At 37.1% G+C, this 19,008-nt stretch carries 16 protein-coding genes; 11 read left to right on the forward strand and 5 right to left on the reverse strand.

From position 1 onward, the window contains the following. The first annotated feature begins 28 nt into the window (after positions 1 to 28). A complete protein-coding gene (locus IGJ23_RS04875) occupies positions 29 to 1,168 on the forward strand; it encodes an FtsW/RodA/SpoVE family cell cycle protein (protein ID WP_010719601.1) in 1,140 nt (379 codons plus the stop codon). 45 nt (positions 1,169 to 1,213) lie between these two features. Then, entirely contained in the window at positions 1,214 to 1,990 is a 777-nt protein-coding gene (locus IGJ23_RS04880; RefSeq protein ID WP_034700241.1) for a phosphatase PAP2 family protein, read from the forward strand. A 249-nt stretch (positions 1,991 to 2,239) separates the two neighbouring features. On the opposite strand, the gene IGJ23_RS04885 is transcribed toward IGJ23_RS04880, so the two are convergent. The 3 genes from IGJ23_RS04885 to IGJ23_RS04895 form a co-directional block, all read right to left on the reverse strand. Continuing rightward, on the reverse strand, positions 2,240 to 2,956 hold the full coding sequence (locus tag IGJ23_RS04885; RefSeq protein ID WP_034867500.1) for a hypothetical protein: 717 nt from the start codon (positions 2,954 to 2,956) through the stop codon (positions 2,240 to 2,242). A 231-nt stretch (positions 2,957 to 3,187) separates the two neighbouring features. Next, complete coding sequence (locus IGJ23_RS04890; protein WP_010719598.1) at positions 3,188 to 3,442, reverse strand: hypothetical protein; 255 nt, start codon at positions 3,440 to 3,442, stop codon at positions 3,188 to 3,190. Positions 3,443 to 3,462: 20 nt separating this feature from the next. Beyond that, complete coding sequence (locus IGJ23_RS04895; protein WP_438774667.1) at positions 3,463 to 4,314, reverse strand: aldo/keto reductase; 852 nt, start codon at positions 4,312 to 4,314, stop codon at positions 3,463 to 3,465. Between the two features lie 171 nt (positions 4,315 to 4,485). On the opposite strand from IGJ23_RS04895, the gene IGJ23_RS04900 reads away from it, so the two are divergent. From IGJ23_RS04900 to tuf, 4 genes are all read left to right on the forward strand, one after another. Further along, positions 4,486 to 5,490, forward strand: coding sequence for a nucleoid-associated protein (locus IGJ23_RS04900; RefSeq protein WP_010719596.1), 1,005 nt, complete (start codon positions 4,486 to 4,488; stop codon positions 5,488 to 5,490). Between the two features lie 341 nt (positions 5,491 to 5,831). Then, the gene (locus IGJ23_RS04905; protein WP_438774668.1) at positions 5,832 to 6,212 is read left to right on the forward strand and encodes a VOC family protein; all 381 of its coding nucleotides are present in this window, start codon (positions 5,832 to 5,834) and stop codon (positions 6,210 to 6,212) included. A 44-nt stretch (positions 6,213 to 6,256) separates the two neighbouring features. Next, positions 6,257 to 6,661, forward strand: coding sequence for a GNAT family N-acetyltransferase (locus IGJ23_RS04910; RefSeq protein ID WP_053766457.1), 405 nt, complete (start codon positions 6,257 to 6,259; stop codon positions 6,659 to 6,661). A 263-nt stretch (positions 6,662 to 6,924) separates the two neighbouring features. Continuing rightward, positions 6,925 to 8,112: an elongation factor Tu gene (tuf, locus tag IGJ23_RS04915; protein WP_010719593.1), complete on the forward strand. Its 1,188-nt coding sequence runs from the start codon at positions 6,925 to 6,927 to the stop codon at positions 8,110 to 8,112. 105 nt (positions 8,113 to 8,217) lie between these two features. On the opposite strand, the gene mprF is transcribed toward tuf, so the two are convergent. Both mprF and IGJ23_RS04925 read right to left on the reverse strand, forming a co-directional pair. Next, positions 8,218 to 10,803 carry a bifunctional lysylphosphatidylglycerol flippase/synthetase MprF gene (gene mprF, locus IGJ23_RS04920; RefSeq protein WP_368024400.1) on the reverse strand — a complete coding sequence of 862 codons (2,586 nt, stop codon included), beginning with the start codon at positions 10,801 to 10,803 and terminating at the stop codon, positions 8,218 to 8,220. Between the two features lie 21 nt (positions 10,804 to 10,824). Further along, positions 10,825 to 11,541 carry an alpha/beta fold hydrolase gene (locus IGJ23_RS04925; RefSeq protein WP_010719591.1) on the reverse strand — a complete coding sequence of 239 codons (717 nt, stop codon included), beginning with the start codon at positions 11,539 to 11,541 and terminating at the stop codon, positions 10,825 to 10,827. 211 nt (positions 11,542 to 11,752) lie between these two features. On the opposite strand from IGJ23_RS04925, the gene IGJ23_RS04930 reads away from it, so the two are divergent. From IGJ23_RS04930 to rpoD, 5 genes are all read left to right on the forward strand, one after another. Continuing rightward, positions 11,753 to 12,385, forward strand: a complete 633-nt coding sequence (locus IGJ23_RS04930) for a lysozyme family protein (RefSeq protein ID WP_178286451.1) — start codon at positions 11,753 to 11,755, stop codon at positions 12,383 to 12,385. A gap of 144 nt (positions 12,386 to 12,529) precedes the next feature. Beyond that, positions 12,530 to 13,312, forward strand: a complete 783-nt coding sequence (locus tag IGJ23_RS04935; RefSeq protein WP_225792594.1) for a DUF368 domain-containing protein — start codon at positions 12,530 to 12,532, stop codon at positions 13,310 to 13,312. 167 nt (positions 13,313 to 13,479) lie between these two features. After that, positions 13,480 to 15,801 (forward strand): cation-translocating P-type ATPase, encoded by a 2,322-nt coding sequence (locus IGJ23_RS04940; RefSeq protein WP_438775070.1) that lies wholly within the window; start codon positions 13,480 to 13,482, stop codon positions 15,799 to 15,801. Between the two features lie 186 nt (positions 15,802 to 15,987). After that, a complete protein-coding gene (gene dnaG, locus IGJ23_RS04945; protein ID WP_178286449.1) occupies positions 15,988 to 17,829 on the forward strand; it encodes a DNA primase in 1,842 nt (613 codons plus the stop codon). A 23-nt stretch (positions 17,830 to 17,852) separates the two neighbouring features. Continuing rightward, on the forward strand, positions 17,853 to 18,962 hold the full coding sequence (rpoD, locus tag IGJ23_RS04950) for an RNA polymerase sigma factor RpoD (protein ID WP_010719586.1): 1,110 nt from the start codon (positions 17,853 to 17,855) through the stop codon (positions 18,960 to 18,962). Positions 18,963 to 19,008 lie beyond the last annotated feature (46 nt).

The raw sequence follows: 19,008 nt of genomic DNA on the forward strand, positions 1-19,008 counted from the left end.
GAAAACTTTCGTTTAAGAGGTGTTGTGTGTGAAATCAAAATCATTTGAGTTTAATTATGCGTTATTTTTGCCGATTTTTCTCTTTTATTTATTAAGTATCGGTGTGCAATATGGAGCAGCAGTCTACGACCAAGTGCCTTATAAAACTATTGTTTTAAAACAAGTAATCTTTTGCATTGCTTCATTAGGACTTTTGTTACTGACACAAAAAATCAAGACAGCGTTATTGTTACGATTGTCTCCTTATTTTTATGCTATTTCATTAGCAATTATGAGTTTGCTCTACAAATTTTATGATCCGGTGATGTACCAATTAACCGATACGAAACGTTGGCTGAGGATTGGTAGTTTTACTTTTCAACCTTCTGAATTGGTTAAATTGACTTTTGCATTAGTTCTCGTTTATTTCACCTTGCTATATGAAAAGAAAGTCAGTGAACGTACCGTGAAAACGGATCTGATCTATGTCTTTCAAGTTCTGTTGATCAGTTTACCAACTTTCTTGTTGATGTATATGCAAAAAGATTTTGGGACAAGTTTGGTATTTATTATTTGTTTGGGGGCTCTGTTCATGATTGCAGGGGTCCATTGGAAGATCTTGGCCGTATGTGCTAGTTTTTTATTTATTATTGGGGTCATATTGATTTGTCTAGTTTTTACGAAATACGGTAATGAGATCCTTTATAGTCTGAACTTTAAGACGTATCAATTAGACCGGGTGAGAGCTTGGATCGATCCTTTTGCTTACAGTCAATCGATCGGATACCAACAATCACAAAGCTTATTGTCTGTTAGTGCAGGTGGATTTAGTGGACGACCAGCTGAAATACCACCAATCTATGTACCAGTACGTGAATCAGATATGGTATTTACTGTAATTGCCGAAACGTTTGGTTTTTTAGGTAGCGTGACCGTCGTTTTTCTATATTTCTATCTTTTCTACCAAGTTATTTACACTGCGATACAGACAAACAATAAAGGAAATCTATATCTAGCGGTAGTACTCGTATTTGGACTATTATTTCAAATCGTAGAAAATATCGGCGCTTCGATTGGTTTACTGCCTTTAACAGGAATTCCTTTGCCTTTTCTAAGTCAAGGAGGAACCTCCTTGTTGATCATGGGAGGCGGATTAGGTATGATTTTAGGTTTTAAAAAAGTAGAATAAGTCATTTGTTTAGTCAGATGAAGTTAGAAAGTAAGTGAAAGTTTTATGAGTGATTATCAACAAAAAGCACTGAAATTATCAATCGTTCCATTATGTCTTTTGATTGGATTGATTTTATGCGTAAAAATCAATCCTCCATGGTTCGAAACACTAGATTTAGCGGTTTATACAAAAATCGATTTACCTAATTTTCCACAACTAACAGCGATTGTTCGTTTGTTTGCTAAGTTAGCAACGATTGGTCCGACCTTATGTTTCGCCTTTCTTTTTGCTTTTTATATTTGGAAAAAGAATTACCATTTGTTAGCGATTTGGAATATCTGTAATATCTTTGCGGTTAGTTTTTTTGGGTATATTCTAAAAAAGCTCATTGCACGAATCAGACCTGCCGTTTCACAATTGGAAATACGTACGAGTTACTCGTTTCCTAGTGGACATTCTTTATTATCCTTTGCGCTTTTCCTAACAATTATCTTATCGTTAAGTATTATTTGGAGTCGTCAGGATACCAGAAGAGTTGCTTGGTATCTTATCAGCTATCCATTGCTGATTGCAGCAACTCGATTATATCTAAGAGTCCATTATCCAAGTGATATTTTAGCTGGATTTTCGTTAAGTGCAGTAGTAGTTTTATTGTCTTATGTTGTTTGTTTCTCTTTTATCTCCACAGATTCAATATTGAAAACAAGGCAATTAGAGAAGAAAAAAACGCTTTTTTCTAAAAAGCAAAAAGTAGTTTTAGGTCTTTTAGTCCTTTTACTAGCAGTAATTATTTCTGGTGTCGCTTATGAACTGAATGTCTTTTATCATGCACATGGGTAAGCTGGATAAACATAACCAATAAACTAAGGGGAAGAGACCGCTTGGTTTTTTGGTTCTATCTTTTTTAAGATTGGTGAAGATTATTGACAACTTTTGGTGATTAAAAGTAATAGAAAAAATATTTTACTATAAAAAAATGAGCAGAGGGCAATTGCCTTTCTGCTCATTTAACATTTTATGATTTCTCATTACCGGCATCATTTGACAAAAAGCCGTTTTTTGATGCGGTGGATAGATTTGTGAAACTGGTTATCTTTCTGAAATAGCTGTTGCAGCAAACTGTTCGATCAATGGGATCAATGTCAGTTTCACTTTGTATTTGCGTTCTAACGCTTTTTCAATTGTAAATTGGTTTTCTGCTGTCATTGAAATTTCAGCTAATTTACGTGGTTCATCTGAGGTTTTCTCATAGATGACTGCTGCATCAGCTTCTTTTTCTACATAAAATTTTGGATATTCCGCTACTGCGCTTGAAAAATCAGCGAAATTCAAAGCGGCAGTTTCAGTTGAGCGTTGTTTTTCAGTTGTTTCCGCTTTTGATACTTCAGCTGTTTTAGGTGATTCCACAGGTTTTGAGTCAGCAACTTTTGTTTCTGCAACAGGTGTAGAAACCTCTTGAGCAGTTGGTTCATCATTTTTAAGACGTTGATCATTCCAATAAGAAACGATTTCAATCAATAAGTTGTCACGGAAGCGTTCAAAAATGTCTTTTTCTCCTGAACGGATTCGTTTTAAGACAGTTGTGAAATTATCATCAATCGGTACATTGATGCGAGTATCTTCATTTGTTTTTCCTGCAAGTCCAATCGTTAAGATGTGGCGGTCTTTCGGATCAAGCATGACTTGTAAAGGTAAGCCGTAACGACGTAGACTTTCATCCTCTAAAGAATGAAATAATTGACTTCTGATTCCATCTAAAGAAGGACGGAATTGATTGAGTAATTTTTGTTTTTGTTTTTTCTTCATATGTTCTCTCCTTCGCTCATACCCTTTCGATTATAAGAAAAAAAAGATGAAATGAAAAGGATTATACGAAAAAAACTTAGATATGTATGTATTTATACGCATTTTTTTAGGAAAATATTTGTTTTTATCAGAAATGTTTCCTCTTTTTAGGTGTATATCAAAAGATAAGCCGATACGACACCGGCAAGAAAAACTCAGTGTGTATCGGCTTATCACGATCATTGAAGTCAGCTACGTTGTTTTGGAACAAGGAATCAAAGCAAAGACAGACAGTTCAGGTGAATAGATCACTTCATGTCCTTGCCAAGTCGTAACCATTAGCGAATGATCGAAACGGTTGGTTAGCTCTTGAATTTTTTGATCATGGGACCAGTTACGTGCTGGGAAGTGTTGGATCTTGTCTGGTCCGATCAAAAAGATAAAATCAGGATGAAAAGTACGAGTGATTTCTTCTGAGAGCCTTTCTAAACGTTCAATCGGAGTCATTGTTATCAAACATCCTTAAATTAAAATTGGGTAGTATCTGGATCTTTTGCTTTACCAACTACGCCATCTAATTGATCGATTTGTTGCATTTCTTCTTCTGACAGTTCAAAATCAAAAAGTTCAGTATTTTCTTTGATCCGACTAGGAGTTACGGATTTTGGCAGAGGCAAGAAACCATGTTGTAAAGACCAGCGTAAAGCAACCTGAGCAATACTCTTTTGATGGGCTTTGGCAATTTTCTGCATCTCTGGTACATCGAAAATTTTCCCTGTGCCAAGCGGGCTGTAAGCTTCCAGGATCATTTCGTGTTTTTTGGCATAGTCAACGACTGCTGGTTGTAATTCACCAGGAGCTAAGAAAATTTGGTTGACCATTGGCATGATCTTGGCTGTTTTTTGTAACGCATCTAGATGGTGGGGCAAGAAGTTGCTGACGCCAATGGCTTTGATTTTTCCAGCTTCATACAGCTCTTCAAAAGCTCGCCAAGTTTGGGCGTTTGCTTCTTCCCAATTGTCACGGAAAGCCACAGGATTAGGCCAGTGGATCAAGAAAAGATCAATATAATCTGTTTGTAATTTTTGTAGTGATTCTTCAAACGAAGACATCACTAAGTCATAACTGTGATTGGCATTCCAAAGTTTTGTTGTTAGAAAAATCTCTTCTCTGGGAATCCCACTTTCTTTGATCGCTTGACCGACGCTTTCCTCATTTTTGTAACCTTGTGCTGTATCAATGTGGCGATAACCAGCAGCTAGCGCTTCTTTGACTGAAGAAACTGCGACATCGCCATCCGGTGTTTGCCAAGTACCAAAACCAACAATCGGAATTTCATAACCATTTGATAAACGATACGTATTTGTTAATGAATCCATATTCTCAACTCCTTAATTTTTAGTTCACTTTTAAGTGTAGCGCATTTTCTCAAAAAAGGAATCCATTTTGTTTAGGAGACAATTATTTTTTTCAAAAAAAGGAAAATAATGATTTTCGTTCTGGTATTTTGTATTGATTTTCCGTAAACTAAACCAGAAGGGAATGAGAACATGGATATTTATTTAAAAAAAGCAATTATGCATATTATTGATCGTGAAACGGGATCACCCGTATTTTCTCAACAAGAATTGGATCTGACTAAAGAGTTTATTCGAGATTTTTTACAAAAGAAAATCCAAAAAATTTCTTCTGCACAAACTAAAACAGGACAGCTGTCACCTGAAAGTATGATGGCGAAACAAGTCCAGGACTGTCAAGAAAACTTTGTAGCAGCAAGTGAAGGGATCGTTCAACGCTGGTTCGAGATCTATCAAGAAAGCGAAGAAGCACCAAGCGCTGATGTCTTTGTTGTTTTGTATGAAGTAGATACGGTGATGTATGTGGCTTTGTTAAAAGTCAATTACCGAGAATCCTATACACATTTTGTAGAGGCAGACGAAACAGGAATCGCCAATCAATTGATTTTGAATCGAGCGATATTGGGGGCAAAATCCCAAAAGGCAGATGAAGCGTTTGCGGTGGCGTTAACTGATTTAACCTATGAATTGATTGAAAAAAAATATGAGTTTTCTGGAAAAAAAGAACTCTATTTTTCGGGGAGAGTCATCGAAAGTGTTCCTGCGCCTTCATTAGAAGAGAATGTCAAAGTGATCCAAAAAGTAGCTAAAAGTTTAGGGAAAAAATTTGAAACTGAAGAATTTGATCTAGTGGCTGATTTAAAAGAGGCTGTTTATGATACGATCGAGGAAAAGGGCAGACTAGACCATGAAATGATTGCGGAAAAAGTCTTCAAAGAAAATATCACAGCGAAATTAGCTTTTCAAGAAGAAGTCCAAGAACAGGGATTTGTTGCTGAAGCTTTGCCAGTCAGAGAAGTCCAAGAAATTTCTGAGAAAAAATTTGGTAAACAAAAATTCAAGTTATCCAATGGAATCGAATTGATCGTCCCTGTAGACGTCTACCGAAATCCAGATTTGATCGAATTTGTTAATAACCCAGATGGAACAATCTCAGTCATGATCAAAAATGTAGACGAAGTATTAAATCGTTTATAATTATTAAAAGAATGCTTATTCAGAGAATACAATAAAATGTAGCAGACAAGAAAAGAGCCAAGAGAAACTATAGTGAACGTTAAAAGTTGGATTAAAAAGTTAACTTTTTTCGGTCAGTATAAAGTTTTCCTTGGTTTTTTTGCAGGTGTAAACTATATAAGTAGTGCATATCTTTAGATGTTTCAGAATGACAGCTTTCTTTTTACCAGATAACACCATTTCTTTTGTGAACTGATCACTAAGAGCAAAAGCCAAAATAATCACATCATTCTTTATCAAATAAAGAGAAAATGGTATAAAGGATAGGAAGAGATAACGAAAATATAAAGGAGTGTTACAAAATGAAAGTTGAACATATTGCTATTTGGGTTAATGATTTAGAAAAAATGAGAGCGTTTTATGAGAACTATTTTGCTGCAGAAAGTTCAGAGAAATACACGAATCCTAAAACCCGGTTTCAATCTTACTTCCTGAATTTTACCTCAGGAAGTAAGATTGAATTGATTACAAAGCCTTTTTTATCAGATCGTGCAGTCGATACTTTTGGTTATGCTCATTTAGCAATTTCAGTGGAAACAAAAACAGAGGTGGATTCATTTGCTGAAACATTTGTAAAAGATGGCTTTCCACTGATCAGTGGACCAAGAACTACGGGCGACGGTTATTATGAAGCAGTTATCCAAGATCCTGAAGGAAATCTGATTGAGTTAACGACAGATTGAGACGGATTACATCATACAAAAATATAGCAAAGGATAGAAAGCACATGGAATTCAGCGAAGAGAAAAAAATTGACCTTGATGCATTGTTCGCGCTCTATACAGCTGTAGGATGGTCAGCCTATACGAAGGACATCCAACAATTAGCTCTGGGAATCCAACAATCTCTCAAAGTGATAACGGTATGGGACGAACAACAATTGATCGGATTGATCCGTAGTGTCGGGGATGGCGAAACAATTCTTTACATTCAAGATTTGCTTGTTCATCCAGATTATCAAAACATGGGGATTGGGACACAATTAATCGAAAAAATGGTACAAGCTTATCCAAAAGTCAGACAAAAAGTTTTATTGACAGAAAATGAACAACAAACCCGCCGATTTTATGAAAAATGCCAATTTCAGTCGGTAGCGACACAAGAAATGATTTGTTTTTATCGCGAATATTGATAGTTACGAAAGAGCCCATTGTAGTGAAAACAAGGAGATAGTCACAACAATTACGCATGGTTGGCTGATGAAAAATTAGTCATTAATCAGCATAAGTGTTCTTGGTTGACTTTGACCAAGTTTGACGTATAATACAAATTGTTCGATACTTACAAAAAGTAAGGCGGACAGATTCTTTTTGGATTTTTCCAAAGAAGTCTATAATGGACAACAGATGAGAGCAAAACTTTAAAGCTCTAAATTAATTAGGAGGTTTGTTAATTATGGCAAAAGAACATTATGATAGAAGTAAACCACACGTAAATATTGGAACCATTGGACACGTCGACCATGGGAAAACTACTTTAACTGCTGCGATCACTACAGTACTAGGTAAAAAAGGCTTAGCAAATCCTCAAGACTATGCTAGTATCGACGCAGCGCCAGAAGAACGTGAACGTGGAATCACGATCAATACTGCTCATGTGGAATACGAAACAGACAAACGCCACTATGCACATATCGATGCACCAGGGCATGCGGATTACGTGAAAAACATGATCACGGGGGCAGCTCAAATGGACGGAGCAATCTTGGTTGTTTCTGCTACGGATGGACCAATGCCTCAAACTCGTGAACACATTTTACTTTCTCGCCAAGTAGGCGTGAAATATTTGATTGTTTTCTTGAACAAAACAGATTTAGTCGATGATGAAGAATTAATTGATCTAGTAGAAATGGAAGTTCGTGAACTATTAAGCGAATATGGATTTCCAGGTGATGATACACCTGTAATCAAAGGATCAGCATTAAAAGCATTACAAGGTGATCCTGATGCAGAAGCAGCTATCATGGAATTGATGGACACAGTCGATGAATACATCCCAACACCAGAACGTGATACGGACAAACCATTATTGTTACCCGTCGAAGATGTATTTTCAATTACTGGACGTGGAACAGTAGCATCTGGTCGGATTGACCGTGGGGCTGTTCGAGTCGGTGATGAAATCGAAATCGTAGGGATCAAACCAGAAACGCAAAAAGCCGTAGTAACAGGAGTTGAAATGTTCCGCAAAACGCTTGATTACGGTGAAGCAGGGGATAACGTAGGTGTGTTATTACGTGGGATTCAAAGAGAAGACATCGAACGTGGCCAAGTGATTGCCAAACCTGGTTCAATTACACCTCATACTAAATTCAAAGCAGAAGTTTATGTTTTGACTAAAGAAGAAGGCGGACGTCATACACCATTCTTCAATAATTATCGACCACAATTTTATTTCCGCACAACTGACGTAACAGGAACAATTGTTTTGCCAGAAGGAACGGAAATGGTCATGCCTGGCGACAACGTAACGATCGATGTAGAATTGATTCATCCTGTTGCTATTGAAAACGGGACGACTTTCTCCATTCGTGAAGGTGGTCGTACAGTAGGTTCAGGTATCGTAACAGAAATCGAAGCCTAAGAACAAAGGATAGATAAATAAAAAAGACGCACGATTCAACAAGTCAGATGACTTTTAGAATCATGCGTCTTTTTTTCTTCCATCATTAGATATAAGTTGTCATATTCAGCGTTTTTGTAACCATTTCTTTAAACCTACTAATCGCTTTTTATGGTCAACTGGTGCATTATCAATGATCAATAATGCGATCATGACATAGGCAATCCAACTGTCACGTGAATAGGAAGTATAGCGGGAAGTCCAATGAGTCGCATATTTATCTTTATACTCACGCAAGCCGTGGAAAGAGTAAAAATGTGAACCAAATTCATAAACTAAGTAAGCGATTCGTTCTTGAATAAAACTTTTTCTTGAGGTTCCAACGTTGGATAATGGCGCCATCCCCAAGTTGAAAAACTCAATCTGTTCCTCTTTCATATACTCAAATAAATGAAGGAAAAGATAATCCATACTTCCAGCTGGTGCTTTCTCAGGATCATAACGCATCAAATCAATCGTGCCGATTTTGTTATCTGTGTAGGTTGGCATGATCGAAGCAAATGCTACTAAGTCTTGTTGTGGGTCTTTTAAAACAGCGATCGGTGCCCGCTGTAGATAATCTTCTGAGAAGAACCCCAGTGAAAAACCTTTTTCTTTTCGGCTTCCTAACCATTGATCAGAAATTTGTTTGAGTTCAGTCATCTGTGTCGCAGAAAAAGGTGGCTGAATAATCTCAAAAGTAAAACCTTCTCGGTCAATCCGATTCAAGATCGCACGTGACCCTTTCATTTTCTTTCCAGAAGTAGTGAAATTGGCTAATTCAACATGTGCTTCTTCGCCCATTTTGATGAAATCATAGCCAAATTCATGTAAAATCATCACGATTTCTTCACTCGTTTCATAAAAGACGGGTAGGTAACACAAACGATCAGTTTCTTCAATAAACGCTTCGATAGCAGCAGGAAAATCTTCTTTTTTACCCGAAGGATCGCCCATCACGATACATTTATTATTGTAACAAGCAAACTGTAATAAAACCGTTCCAACTTGGTCTTTTTCGTAAATAAACATGCGCTTGTCTTTTAAGAAAATCAATTGACTGTCAGAATTTCCGCCAAAGGTATGGAGGATATTTAACGCTTTTTCTTCATCCAACGGTTCGCCGACTTGCTGTTTCTTTCCTTGTAGGAAGTGGACGAAAAGAATGATGATAAAGCTTACTGCAATAATAGCAAATAATCCAGATAACCAAATCTTTTCTGACGGGAACAAAAAGAACGAAATAAAATGATGCTTACGATGAGGAAATGTTGGCAGATTATAAACACCAATAATGATGTAAAGCAACGCTAAAGCACCAATAATCACACCATCAATCGTCAACCATTCCCATGAATAAATGATTTGTTCTCTAAATAATTCATTTTTCGAAGCAATTACGATCAACAACAGTAACAATAGGAAAATAGCTGCAGTAAAGCTAAAGTCAATAATCGTCACATAAGATGCTGCTAAAAAGATCAGTGCAATAGTTGGCCAATAGGCTCTTTTGACTCTTGCAGCAATCCCACGCCCCATGATGACAAAGAGAAATCCTAACAACATACTTGGGAATTGAATAATAAAATGCAACCTTAACGGATTAATACTATGCAGCCAACGAAACTCGGTAAAAGCTTGTGGGATCGTTGCTGAAAGAACCATCATGATACCAGAAAAATATAAAAGGACGACGACGGCTTTATGAGCAATCTCTGTTGCCAGCTGCTTAGGAATACCAGAATAACGTTGATCAAAGGTTGAGCCAATATTCTTAAAGAAAAAGACGATCCCGATCAAAAAAGGAATAATGTAATAAAAAATTCGGTACAGTAAGATCCAAACGACTACAGTTGCCTTTGGCACACCTATGGCAGAAAGACCGATAATCATCATGATATCAAAACTACCGATTTCACCAGGAATCATCGAGACGATTCCGATAACTGAAGCTGCGATAAAGAGCGGTATTGTTTGCCACAAATCGACTTTGATATCCATAAGTGCCCCAACTGCTAGAAAGGTGAACAAGACACCAGACCACTCTAAGATCGAGACAAGCAGCAATTGTCCTTGTGTTTTTAATGAAAGTCCTCCGAGGTATCCCTCTTTTTTTAAGGTAGTGACTAAAAAAACAAGTGGGAAGTATAACCCACCACCGATCAACCAAATCCAATACTGCTTAATAAAAGGCGCAACCGGTGCAAAAAAGACCATAAAAAAAGAAATCAAACTATAAATAGACAGTCCAGCCATTAGAAATAAAAAGATCTTCGACAAAGCTTGCATCAACTGCTTACTGTCTTTTTTATGACCGTATAATTCGGAGCGTAATCCGATGCTGACAAAGCCGCCAAAACCGGCAACATTGTTGATGGTATTGATCAACCAACTTGTTTCAAATAAATAACTCTTTTTTAATTTTTGTCCCAACAAGCGGTTAAGGATGATGTCATACCCAATCATCGGTGCAACAGATAGTAATCCAACAATGAGCATCAACCCCGTCTTCCAAAGTGGGATTGTTGCAAATGTTTCGGCTAATTGAGCGATCGATAGTGTTTTGCCAATATTGATCAATTCACTAACGATAATGACAACCACAGAAATTAAAAAGATTGTTTTAAAGAGACCTAAATGGTTTTTGAACCATTGTAAGGCTTGTTTTAACAAAAAAATCACCTACTATTCTTATTATTCAGACAAAAAATCTAATACTTCTTGATTGAAACGTTGAGGATCTTTTCTAGCTAACTGATGTCCTTGTTCGTTCACTAAAACAAAAGAAGCATTTGGGATCGTTTTTGCTAGGTAAAGGGAGTGTTGCAGTTTGATCACATCTTTTTTTCCAACAATAATCAATGTTTTACATTTAATTTTCTCTAAATCTGCTGTTGAAAGACCGATATCTTTTAACAACAATTTGATCACCAACAAATTTTTTCTAAGCGATGGGCAAACTAAAGAAAGCAACCACATACCAATATAATGACAGTAGCTAAGCAGTCTCGCTGAGAATAAAACCCCTTTAACTAAAGTATTTCCTGAATTTAATATTAATCGATGTACTTTCTCTGGATAATAACTTGAAAAGACCAATCCAAGATTAGCTCCATCACTAAAACCTAGTATATTTGCTTTTGTAATTCCTTCAAGTAGCATGATGGTATAAAGATCTTCTGCCATCAAACGAAAAGACAAGGTATTTGCTTGATTCGTTGAACGTCCGTGACCTCGACTATCGATGAGATAAACGGTATAAAACTGACTAAAGACAGGAACTTGTTCTGAGAAGAAACGACCACTGCCATCATTACCATGGAGTAAAAACAGAGGCATGCCATTTCCGCTTTTCTCATAATAGATCTCTGTTCCATCAGTCATTTTTGCATATTTCTTTTCTTTTTTCACATAATCACCTACTGGTTAAAGTATAACGACAATTCTCCTATAAGAGCAATTGTTTTCCTAAAAAAACAACGATCATTTTCGTAAGATAGTAAAAAATTCCGAAAATTTCAGTTTTTATTAAGGAAAGGAACAAATGATTAGTAAGAAATAGCCAAGAACGATAATAAATAGTAAGATAAAAAAAGATGTCAAAATAACTAGGTGAATGTTTATGAAAAAAAAGAAAAAATCAATCTTTCGAAGAATCGTCTCTTTTTTAGTGATTGTCTTGGTCATAGGAGTATTGATCATCTTAGGAAAAACCTATCAATCGATTAAAAGAGTAGAAAAGTACGAACCAGAAATAACAACAGCAATCAAAAAGTACCATATGGAAGAGTACGAGTCTTTGGTCAAGGGGATCATTTTAACAGAATCAAAAGGCAAGGGGATTGATTTGATGCAAAGTTCGGAAAGCGCCTATGGTAAAGCCAATGTGATCGATAATCAAAAAGAAAGTATCGATCAAGGAGTCAGCTACTTAGCAGAAATGATCAATGAGGCAAAAAAACAAGGATGTGATCTTGATACAGCTATACAAGCCTATAACTTCGGTAAGGATTATATTGTCTACGTAAAAAACCGAGGTGGGGAAAATACTATGGAGATAGCAGAAGAATATTCCAAAAATGTCTTGAGTCCACTTTTAGGTAATGAGAAAAAAACCAAGTATCGCTATTGGCGAGTCCCCTCATTGCTTTACAATGGCGGTTATCTTTATCATAATGGAGGGAACATGTTTTACACAAAAGTTGTCAAGATGAATGAAAACCTCATTGAGTTATATGACAAAGTTTTTAACTAATTGAGTGTAATGCTGAGATTTTTTGCTAGATCTTTATCTTATCAGAAAGAAGGAGTGCTCAAAAAAGTGGAAAAAGAACAAATCATAACAGAAAAGGTAGCGAAAGATTCAGGGAAAGACTGGCTATTGCGCTTTGTAAAGGGAATGTTTATCGGTTCGGGTTTTATTTTACCGGGGGTAAGCGGAGGCGCTTTAGCAGCTGTTTTTGGGATGTACGAACGATTGATCTCTTTTTTAGCTCATCTAACCAGAAATTTTAAAGAAAACGTGCTTTTCTTTTTGCCTGTCGGATTAGGAGGCATCAGCGGAGTCTTTTTGCTTTCCTTTTTGGTGAGTTTCTTATTAGGGACATATGAAACGACGATTTTATGGTTTTTTGTTGGGTGTATTGTAGGTACTGTTCCAGCGTTGTGGAAAGAAGCTGGAAAGAAAGGGCGGCAATCAGGTGATATCATCCTGATGATCGTCACATTGATCGTGGCTTATTTCTTTTTACTTTACGGATCACAACTATTTGATGGTCAAGTTGAACAAAACACAGTAACTTGGATCATCGCTGGCGGTCTAATCGGCTTAGGGATGATTGTTCCTGGACTGAGTCCCTCGAATTTTTTAGTCTATATGGGGTTATACAAGGCGATGGCTGATGGTTTCAAAGAAGCTCGCTTAGACGTGATCTTACCGATCGGTTTAGGCGCGGTAGTCTGCGTGTTGACGTTATCAAAGTTATTTGATTTTATCTTTTCTAAGGCATATAGTAAATTGTTCCATTTTATTTTAGGAGTTGTTTTTGCTTCGACGGTAATGATTGTTCCTACAGATTACACAAATTTAAGTTTACTAGGAATCATCTTTTGTCCCATTTTATTTTTTGCTGGTATCGCATTAGGTTGGTGGATGAGTCGTTTAGAAGAACAATATAAATAAAGGTTGAATGGCACATGATTTTTGCTGGGATTTCTCAGCGGCATAGAATCATGTGTTATTATTTTGTATAAATTTGTAAAAAATAAGTTGTTTTTAATAATAGAACAAGCTAGACTTAAATATATTGATTATTTTTTGAAAGTTGGCGAAAAATGGAAGCGAAAGAAATGAATGGTCTTACTCAGGAAGAAGTGAGACAAAAAATTTCCTCTGGGCAGCAAAATGATTACCAAGAGGATGCATCAAAAAGTACTAAGCAGATTCTTAGTGACAATATACTAACGCTGTTCAATTTTTTAAATTTTGGTATTGGGATTTGCTTACTATTGGTCGGTGCCTATTCCAATATGGCTTACCTGGCAATCATTGTGGTGAATATCATTATTGGTATCTATCAAGAAATCCATGCTAGAAATCTAGTAAGAAAGTTATCGATTGTTTCGCAATCAGAGGTACGAGTTGTCCGCGAAGGAAAAGAGCAGTCGATTTCAACGAAAGAATTAGTTTTAGGAGATGTCGTAAAGATTGGTGCAGGGGAACAGATTCCTTCTGATTTAAGAGTGATCTCAGGACGCGCAGAAGCCAATGAGGCACTATTGACAGGGGAGTCAGACCTGATTGTCAAAACCGCAGGAGATGAATTGCTTTCAGGTAGTTTCTTAACCAGTGGTTCTGTTTTAGCTCAAACGATTCGTGTTGGCGCAGACAACTATGCAGTTCGCCTAACGAGTGAGGCAAAAACCCATAAAGCGATTCATTCTGAACTTGTCGATTCTATTCGAAAAGTATCAAAATTTACTAGCTTCATTATCATTCCATTAGGTATTATTTTATTTTTAGAAGCGTTATTTATCCGTGATGCTTCCATTAAGATTTCTGTTATTGCTTCGGCAGCAGCATTACTAGGGATGTTGCCTAAAGGCTTAGTCCTTTTGATTAGTATTGCACTGACTACTGGTGTAACGAAATTAGCAAAGAAAAGAATCTTAGTCCAAGATATGTATTCGATTGAAACACTTGCTCATGTAGATACGCTTTGCTTGGATAAAACAGGGACGATCACTGAAGGAAAAATGAGTATCCAACGGGTCGAAGCCCTAAATCCTAAGTACGAAAAAGCGATTCCTGAAATCATGGGAACCTATCTAGCTGAAAGCAGTGACAATAATCTTACCATGCGGGCACTTAGAGATTACTTTCAAGTAGCTAATCGCTATACTGTGACTGAAAAGTTAGCTTTCTCTTCTGACCGAAAATGGGGAGCGATGGAGTTTCCTGAATTAGGTGTGATCTATGTAGGAGCTCCTGAACGTTTGGTTGAAAAATCACAACTGCCAGAAAGTTTGGTGGATGCTCAAGCAAATGGCTACCGTGTATTGATGCTGGGGATCGCTCCTGAACAACATTTGACTGAAGGAGAGCCAAAAGGTGTTGAACCAATCGCGCTGTTTGAGATTGACGATCCAATACGTAAAAATGCAGAAGAAACATTAGCTTATTTACATGCTGAAGGTGTGAATCTAAAGGTTATTTCAGGTGATAATCCGTTCACAGTTTCAAATATTGCCCGCCGTGCAGGCTTACCAAATTATGATTCGTATGTTGATCTTTCTACGATGACAGAAGAAAAAGCTGTCCGGGAAGCCGCTCATGAGTACACGGTCTTTGGTCGTGTGAGTCCACAACAAAAGAAAACATTAGTGAATGAATTAAAACAAAGTGGTGGAACTGTGGCTATGACTGGGGATGGAGTCAATGACGTATTGGCACTGCGTGAAGCAGACTGCAGTATCGCCATGGCTGAAGGAGACGGTGCAACAAGACAAATTGCTAATCTCGTTTTACTTGATTCTGATTTTACGACTTTACCAGAAGTCTTATTCGAAGGGCGTCGTGTCGTAAACAATGTGACCAAAGTTTCAGGTATTTTCTTTATCAAGACGATCTATTCGTTTATTCTTTCTATCTTATGCGCAATTACTGCAATCGGGTTTCCATTCATCCCAATCCAGATCACATTGATTGACTTAGCTATTGAAGGTTATCCTTCTTTCTTCTTATCGTTTGAACAAGATAAACGAAAGATTACCTATCGTTATTTACCAACAGCATTGATCAATGCATTGCCAAATGCATTGCTAGTCGTATTGAATATTATTGTGGTTTATATTTTAGGAAAAGTTTTGCCATTTACCCAGTTGCAAACGACCACTTTAATGTATTATCTATTGATCGGAATCAGCTGTATGGCAGTAGTCAAAGCGTGTTATCCATTTAATCCGTTGCGAATTTTCTTAGCGGTAACAACTGTTGTAGGGATTTATGTAGCAGCGATGCTTTTCCATCATCTGTTAGAAGTTGATCTTGGGCTAGGAACGGCTTGGCCATATTTCATTGGTTTTATGATCGTTAATATCATTTTGAGACTGATTTATGGAAAGACCAATATCCGTGACTACTTATTGAATAAATTAGCAACAACGAAATAAACCGTTGCTTGTTCTTAGAATGACAAGTATTATACTTGAAAAAGTTTAGAATTGTGATAGAATGAAACATGTATAATTGTGTCCTTTAAAATCGCACTGATTTTCGTTAGTGCGATTTTTTACCGGTTATTCTCCTGAGGTATCTCTTTGACAGATGCCAATTAGCTATTTACAGGGGGTGAAAGCATGGCTCAACGGATTCCTCAAGAAGTCATTGAAACGATTCGTGGACAAACGAATATTGTTGAGGTGATTGGTCAATACGTCCAATTAAAAAAATCTGGAAAGAATTATTTAGGTTTGTGTCCTTTTCATGAAGAACGAACACCATCTTTCTCGGTGGCTGAAGATAAACAGATTTTTCATTGCTTTGGTTGCGGAAAAGGAGGAAACGTCTTTACTTTTCTTCAAGAACTAGAAGGACTTAGTTTCCCAGAAGCAGTCGTCAAAGTTGCTGATTTTGAACAAATTCAGTTAGAAGATCAATGGCGCAAACAAACACTTCCCTTCGAAAATAGCGATTCAATTACAGGAAAATTGATTTTAGCGCATGAAAAAGCCGCAGAAGTATATCATCATATGTTGCTACACACGAAAGTAGGCGAGCAAGCTTTAGATTACTTACTACAACGTGGTTTGACACTAGAATTGATTGAAGAATTTGCGATCGGATTTGCACCGAATGAACGTTCATTTTTGAAACAAGTATTTAAAACTGAAGCATACGATCAAGAAGTGTTGGAACGTTCTGGTTTGTTTATCTCTCATGAGGATGGAGGAATATCTGATCGGTTTTACCAACGTATCATGTTTCCTATCAGAAACCCTCAAGGGCGCACGATTGGTTTTTCTGGACGCTGGCTTGCACCAGAAAAAGGACATGAAAAAGATCAACCCAAATATTTGAATAGTCCAGAAACAGAATTATTCAATAAAAGACAAGTGTTGTTCAACTTGGATAAAGCACGTAGTGATATCCGAAAAAGCGGAGAAGTTCTTTTATTTGAAGGTTTCATGGATGTCATTGCTTCTTGGCAAGCAGGTGTAAAAAATGGGATAGCTTCCATGGGAACGAGTTTAACGAATCAACAGATCCAGCAGATCGAACGAGTAACCAAAGAACTAGTTTTTTGTTACGATGGAGATAAGGCAGGATTCGAGGCAACGAATCGAGGGATCGAATTGTTACGACAAAATAGTCGATTGCAATTATCAATCGTTGTGATTCCGGAAAAACTTGATCCCGATGAATATTTACGTAAATATGGAAATGACTCCTTTAATGAACTGATCTTTCATGGTCGTGAAACGGTCTTTACTTTCAAGTCACGTTATTTGAAGCAAGACAAGAACCTGGAGAATGAAAAAGATAAAATCCAGTACTTAGAAGAGGTATCGAGAGAACTTAGTCAAGTTGTCTCGCCAATCGAACAAGATATGTATTTGTCGCAACTAGCGACCGAATTTCAACTTAGTCGTGAAACCCTGCAAAAGCAAATACGGGATTTTCGCAGGGAAAATCAAACGAATCGAACCAACCAACCAACGACATTGCCAGAACCAGCTATTTCACGGACGGCAATAACGAAAAAGAGACCGCTGACTCAAGTAGAAAAAGCGGAACAAATGCTCTTGTACAGAGTGTTCAAAGAGATATCTGTCCGTAATCTTTTGAAAGAACAGCAATTTCAGTTTATTCATGACATTTATGCAGAAGTATATTTTTTATTCGATGCATTTGTGTCACAACATGATGAATTCAACCTTGCGGAGTTTTTGGACTTTTTGCAAGATGAAAATTTAAGGCGTTTAGTGGTGGAAATCGAGTATTTGCGTGTAGCCGAAGAAAGCACACCAAGAGAAATCCAAGACTTATTGCGTGTAATCAGAAAGTCTAGTTTAGCTGATGAAATAACTTTAAAAAAACAAATGCAGCAAGAGGCTAGAAGAACTGGAAACAAGCAATTAGAATTGGAATTAACGATTGAGATCATTAATTTAACAAAACAGTTAAAACAAGCCGAATAGCTACTCAAGGGGGGCCTTCTTTTATGGCAAATGTAACAGAGAATAAAAAGTATGAAGCAGCAGTAGCAGCTTTTATCAAAGAAAACAAACCAAAAAGACAAGTCGTGTATGATGATCTTTCAAATAAACTTGCAACGCCATTCACATTGAATGCGGATGAGATGGATAAATTGATCCAAAAAGTCGAGGATGCTGGAATCAGCGTTGTTGATGAAAATGGAGATCCATCGATCCATAGCTTGAAGAGTGCAGAGAAAAAAGCGGAACAAGCAAAAACAGAAGATCTGTCAGCACCTACTGGTGTAAAAATCAACGATCCAGTTCGTATGTATTTAAAAGAGATTGGTCGTGTTTCCCTATTAACTGCGGAAGAAGAAGTAGCTCTTGCTTTAAAAATCGAAGAAGGTGATCAAGAAGCAAAACAGCGTTTAGCTGAAGCAAACCTTCGTTTGGTCGTAAGTATTGCTAAGAGATATGTTGGACGTGGCATGCAATTTCTTGATTTGATCCAAGAAGGAAATATGGGCTTGATGAAAGCTGTTGAAAAATTTGACTATCGTAAAGGATTCAAATTTTCAACTTATGCTACATGGTGGATCAGACAAGCAATCACTCGTGCCATCGCTGACCAAGCACGTACGATCCGTATCCCAGTGCATATGGTAGAAACCATCAATAAATTGATCCGTATCCAACGTCAATTACTTCAAGATTTAGGAAGAGAACCGACGCCAGAAGAAATTGGGGCAGAAATGGACCTTCCTACAGAAAAAGTACGTGAAATATTGAAAATCGCGCAAGAGCCGGTTTCTTTAGAGACACCAATTGGTGAAGAAGATGATTCTCATTTAGGAGACTTCATTGAAGACCAAGAAGCTACTAGTCCTGCAGAACATGCGGCTTATGAATTGTTAAAAGAACAATTAGAAGATGTTTTAGATACATTGACTGACCGCGAAGAAAATGTTCTCCGCCTACGTTTTGGTTTAGACGATGGTCGTACCAGAACACTCGAAGAAGTTGGGAAAGTATTCGGAGTAACACGTGAACGTATTCGACAAATCGAAGCGAAAGCGTTACGCAAATTACGCCATCCATCACGCTCAAAACAATTGAAAGATTTCTTAGAGTAAAAATAGGATTCAAATTTTGAATCTTATAGACAATGACTGTCTTTTA

Origin of the sequence: Enterococcus sp. DIV1682a, from assembly GCF_051711005.1 — a bacterium.
GTDB lineage: Bacteria > Bacillota > Bacilli > Lactobacillales > Enterococcaceae > Enterococcus_B > Enterococcus_B hirae.

Bases quoted from the DNA above. Each gene is read 5' to 3' on its own strand.
- rpoD (WP_010719586.1), top strand. From the start codon at position 17,853: ATGGCAAATGTAACAGAGAATAAAAAGTATGAAGCAGCAGTAGCAGCT.
- IGJ23_RS04910 (WP_053766457.1), top strand. From the start codon at position 6,257: ATGGAATTCAGCGAAGAGAAAAAAATTGACCTTGATGCATTGTTCGCG.
- IGJ23_RS04890 (WP_010719598.1), bottom strand. From the start codon at position 3,442: ATGACTCCGATTGAACGTTTAGAAAGGCTCTCAGAAGAAATCACTCGT.
- IGJ23_RS04900 (WP_010719596.1), top strand. From the start codon at position 4,486: ATGGATATTTATTTAAAAAAAGCAATTATGCATATTATTGATCGTGAA.
- tuf (WP_010719593.1), top strand. From the start codon at position 6,925: ATGGCAAAAGAACATTATGATAGAAGTAAACCACACGTAAATATTGGA.
- IGJ23_RS04935 (WP_225792594.1), top strand. From the start codon at position 12,530: ATGTTTATCGGTTCGGGTTTTATTTTACCGGGGGTAAGCGGAGGCGCT.
- IGJ23_RS04940 (WP_438775070.1), top strand. From the start codon at position 13,480: ATGAATGGTCTTACTCAGGAAGAAGTGAGACAAAAAATTTCCTCTGGG.
- IGJ23_RS04885 (WP_034867500.1), bottom strand. From the start codon at position 2,956: ATGAAGAAAAAACAAAAACAAAAATTACTCAATCAATTCCGTCCTTCT.
- IGJ23_RS04930 (WP_178286451.1), top strand. From the start codon at position 11,753: ATGAAAAAAAAGAAAAAATCAATCTTTCGAAGAATCGTCTCTTTTTTA.
- IGJ23_RS04880 (WP_034700241.1), top strand. From the start codon at position 1,214: ATGAGTGATTATCAACAAAAAGCACTGAAATTATCAATCGTTCCATTA.
- IGJ23_RS04905 (WP_438774668.1), top strand. From the start codon at position 5,832: ATGAAAGTTGAACATATTGCTATTTGGGTTAATGATTTAGAAAAAATG.
- IGJ23_RS04895 (WP_438774667.1), bottom strand. From the start codon at position 4,314: ATGGATTCATTAACAAATACGTATCGTTTATCAAATGGTTATGAAATT.
- dnaG (WP_178286449.1), top strand. From the start codon at position 15,988: ATGGCTCAACGGATTCCTCAAGAAGTCATTGAAACGATTCGTGGACAA.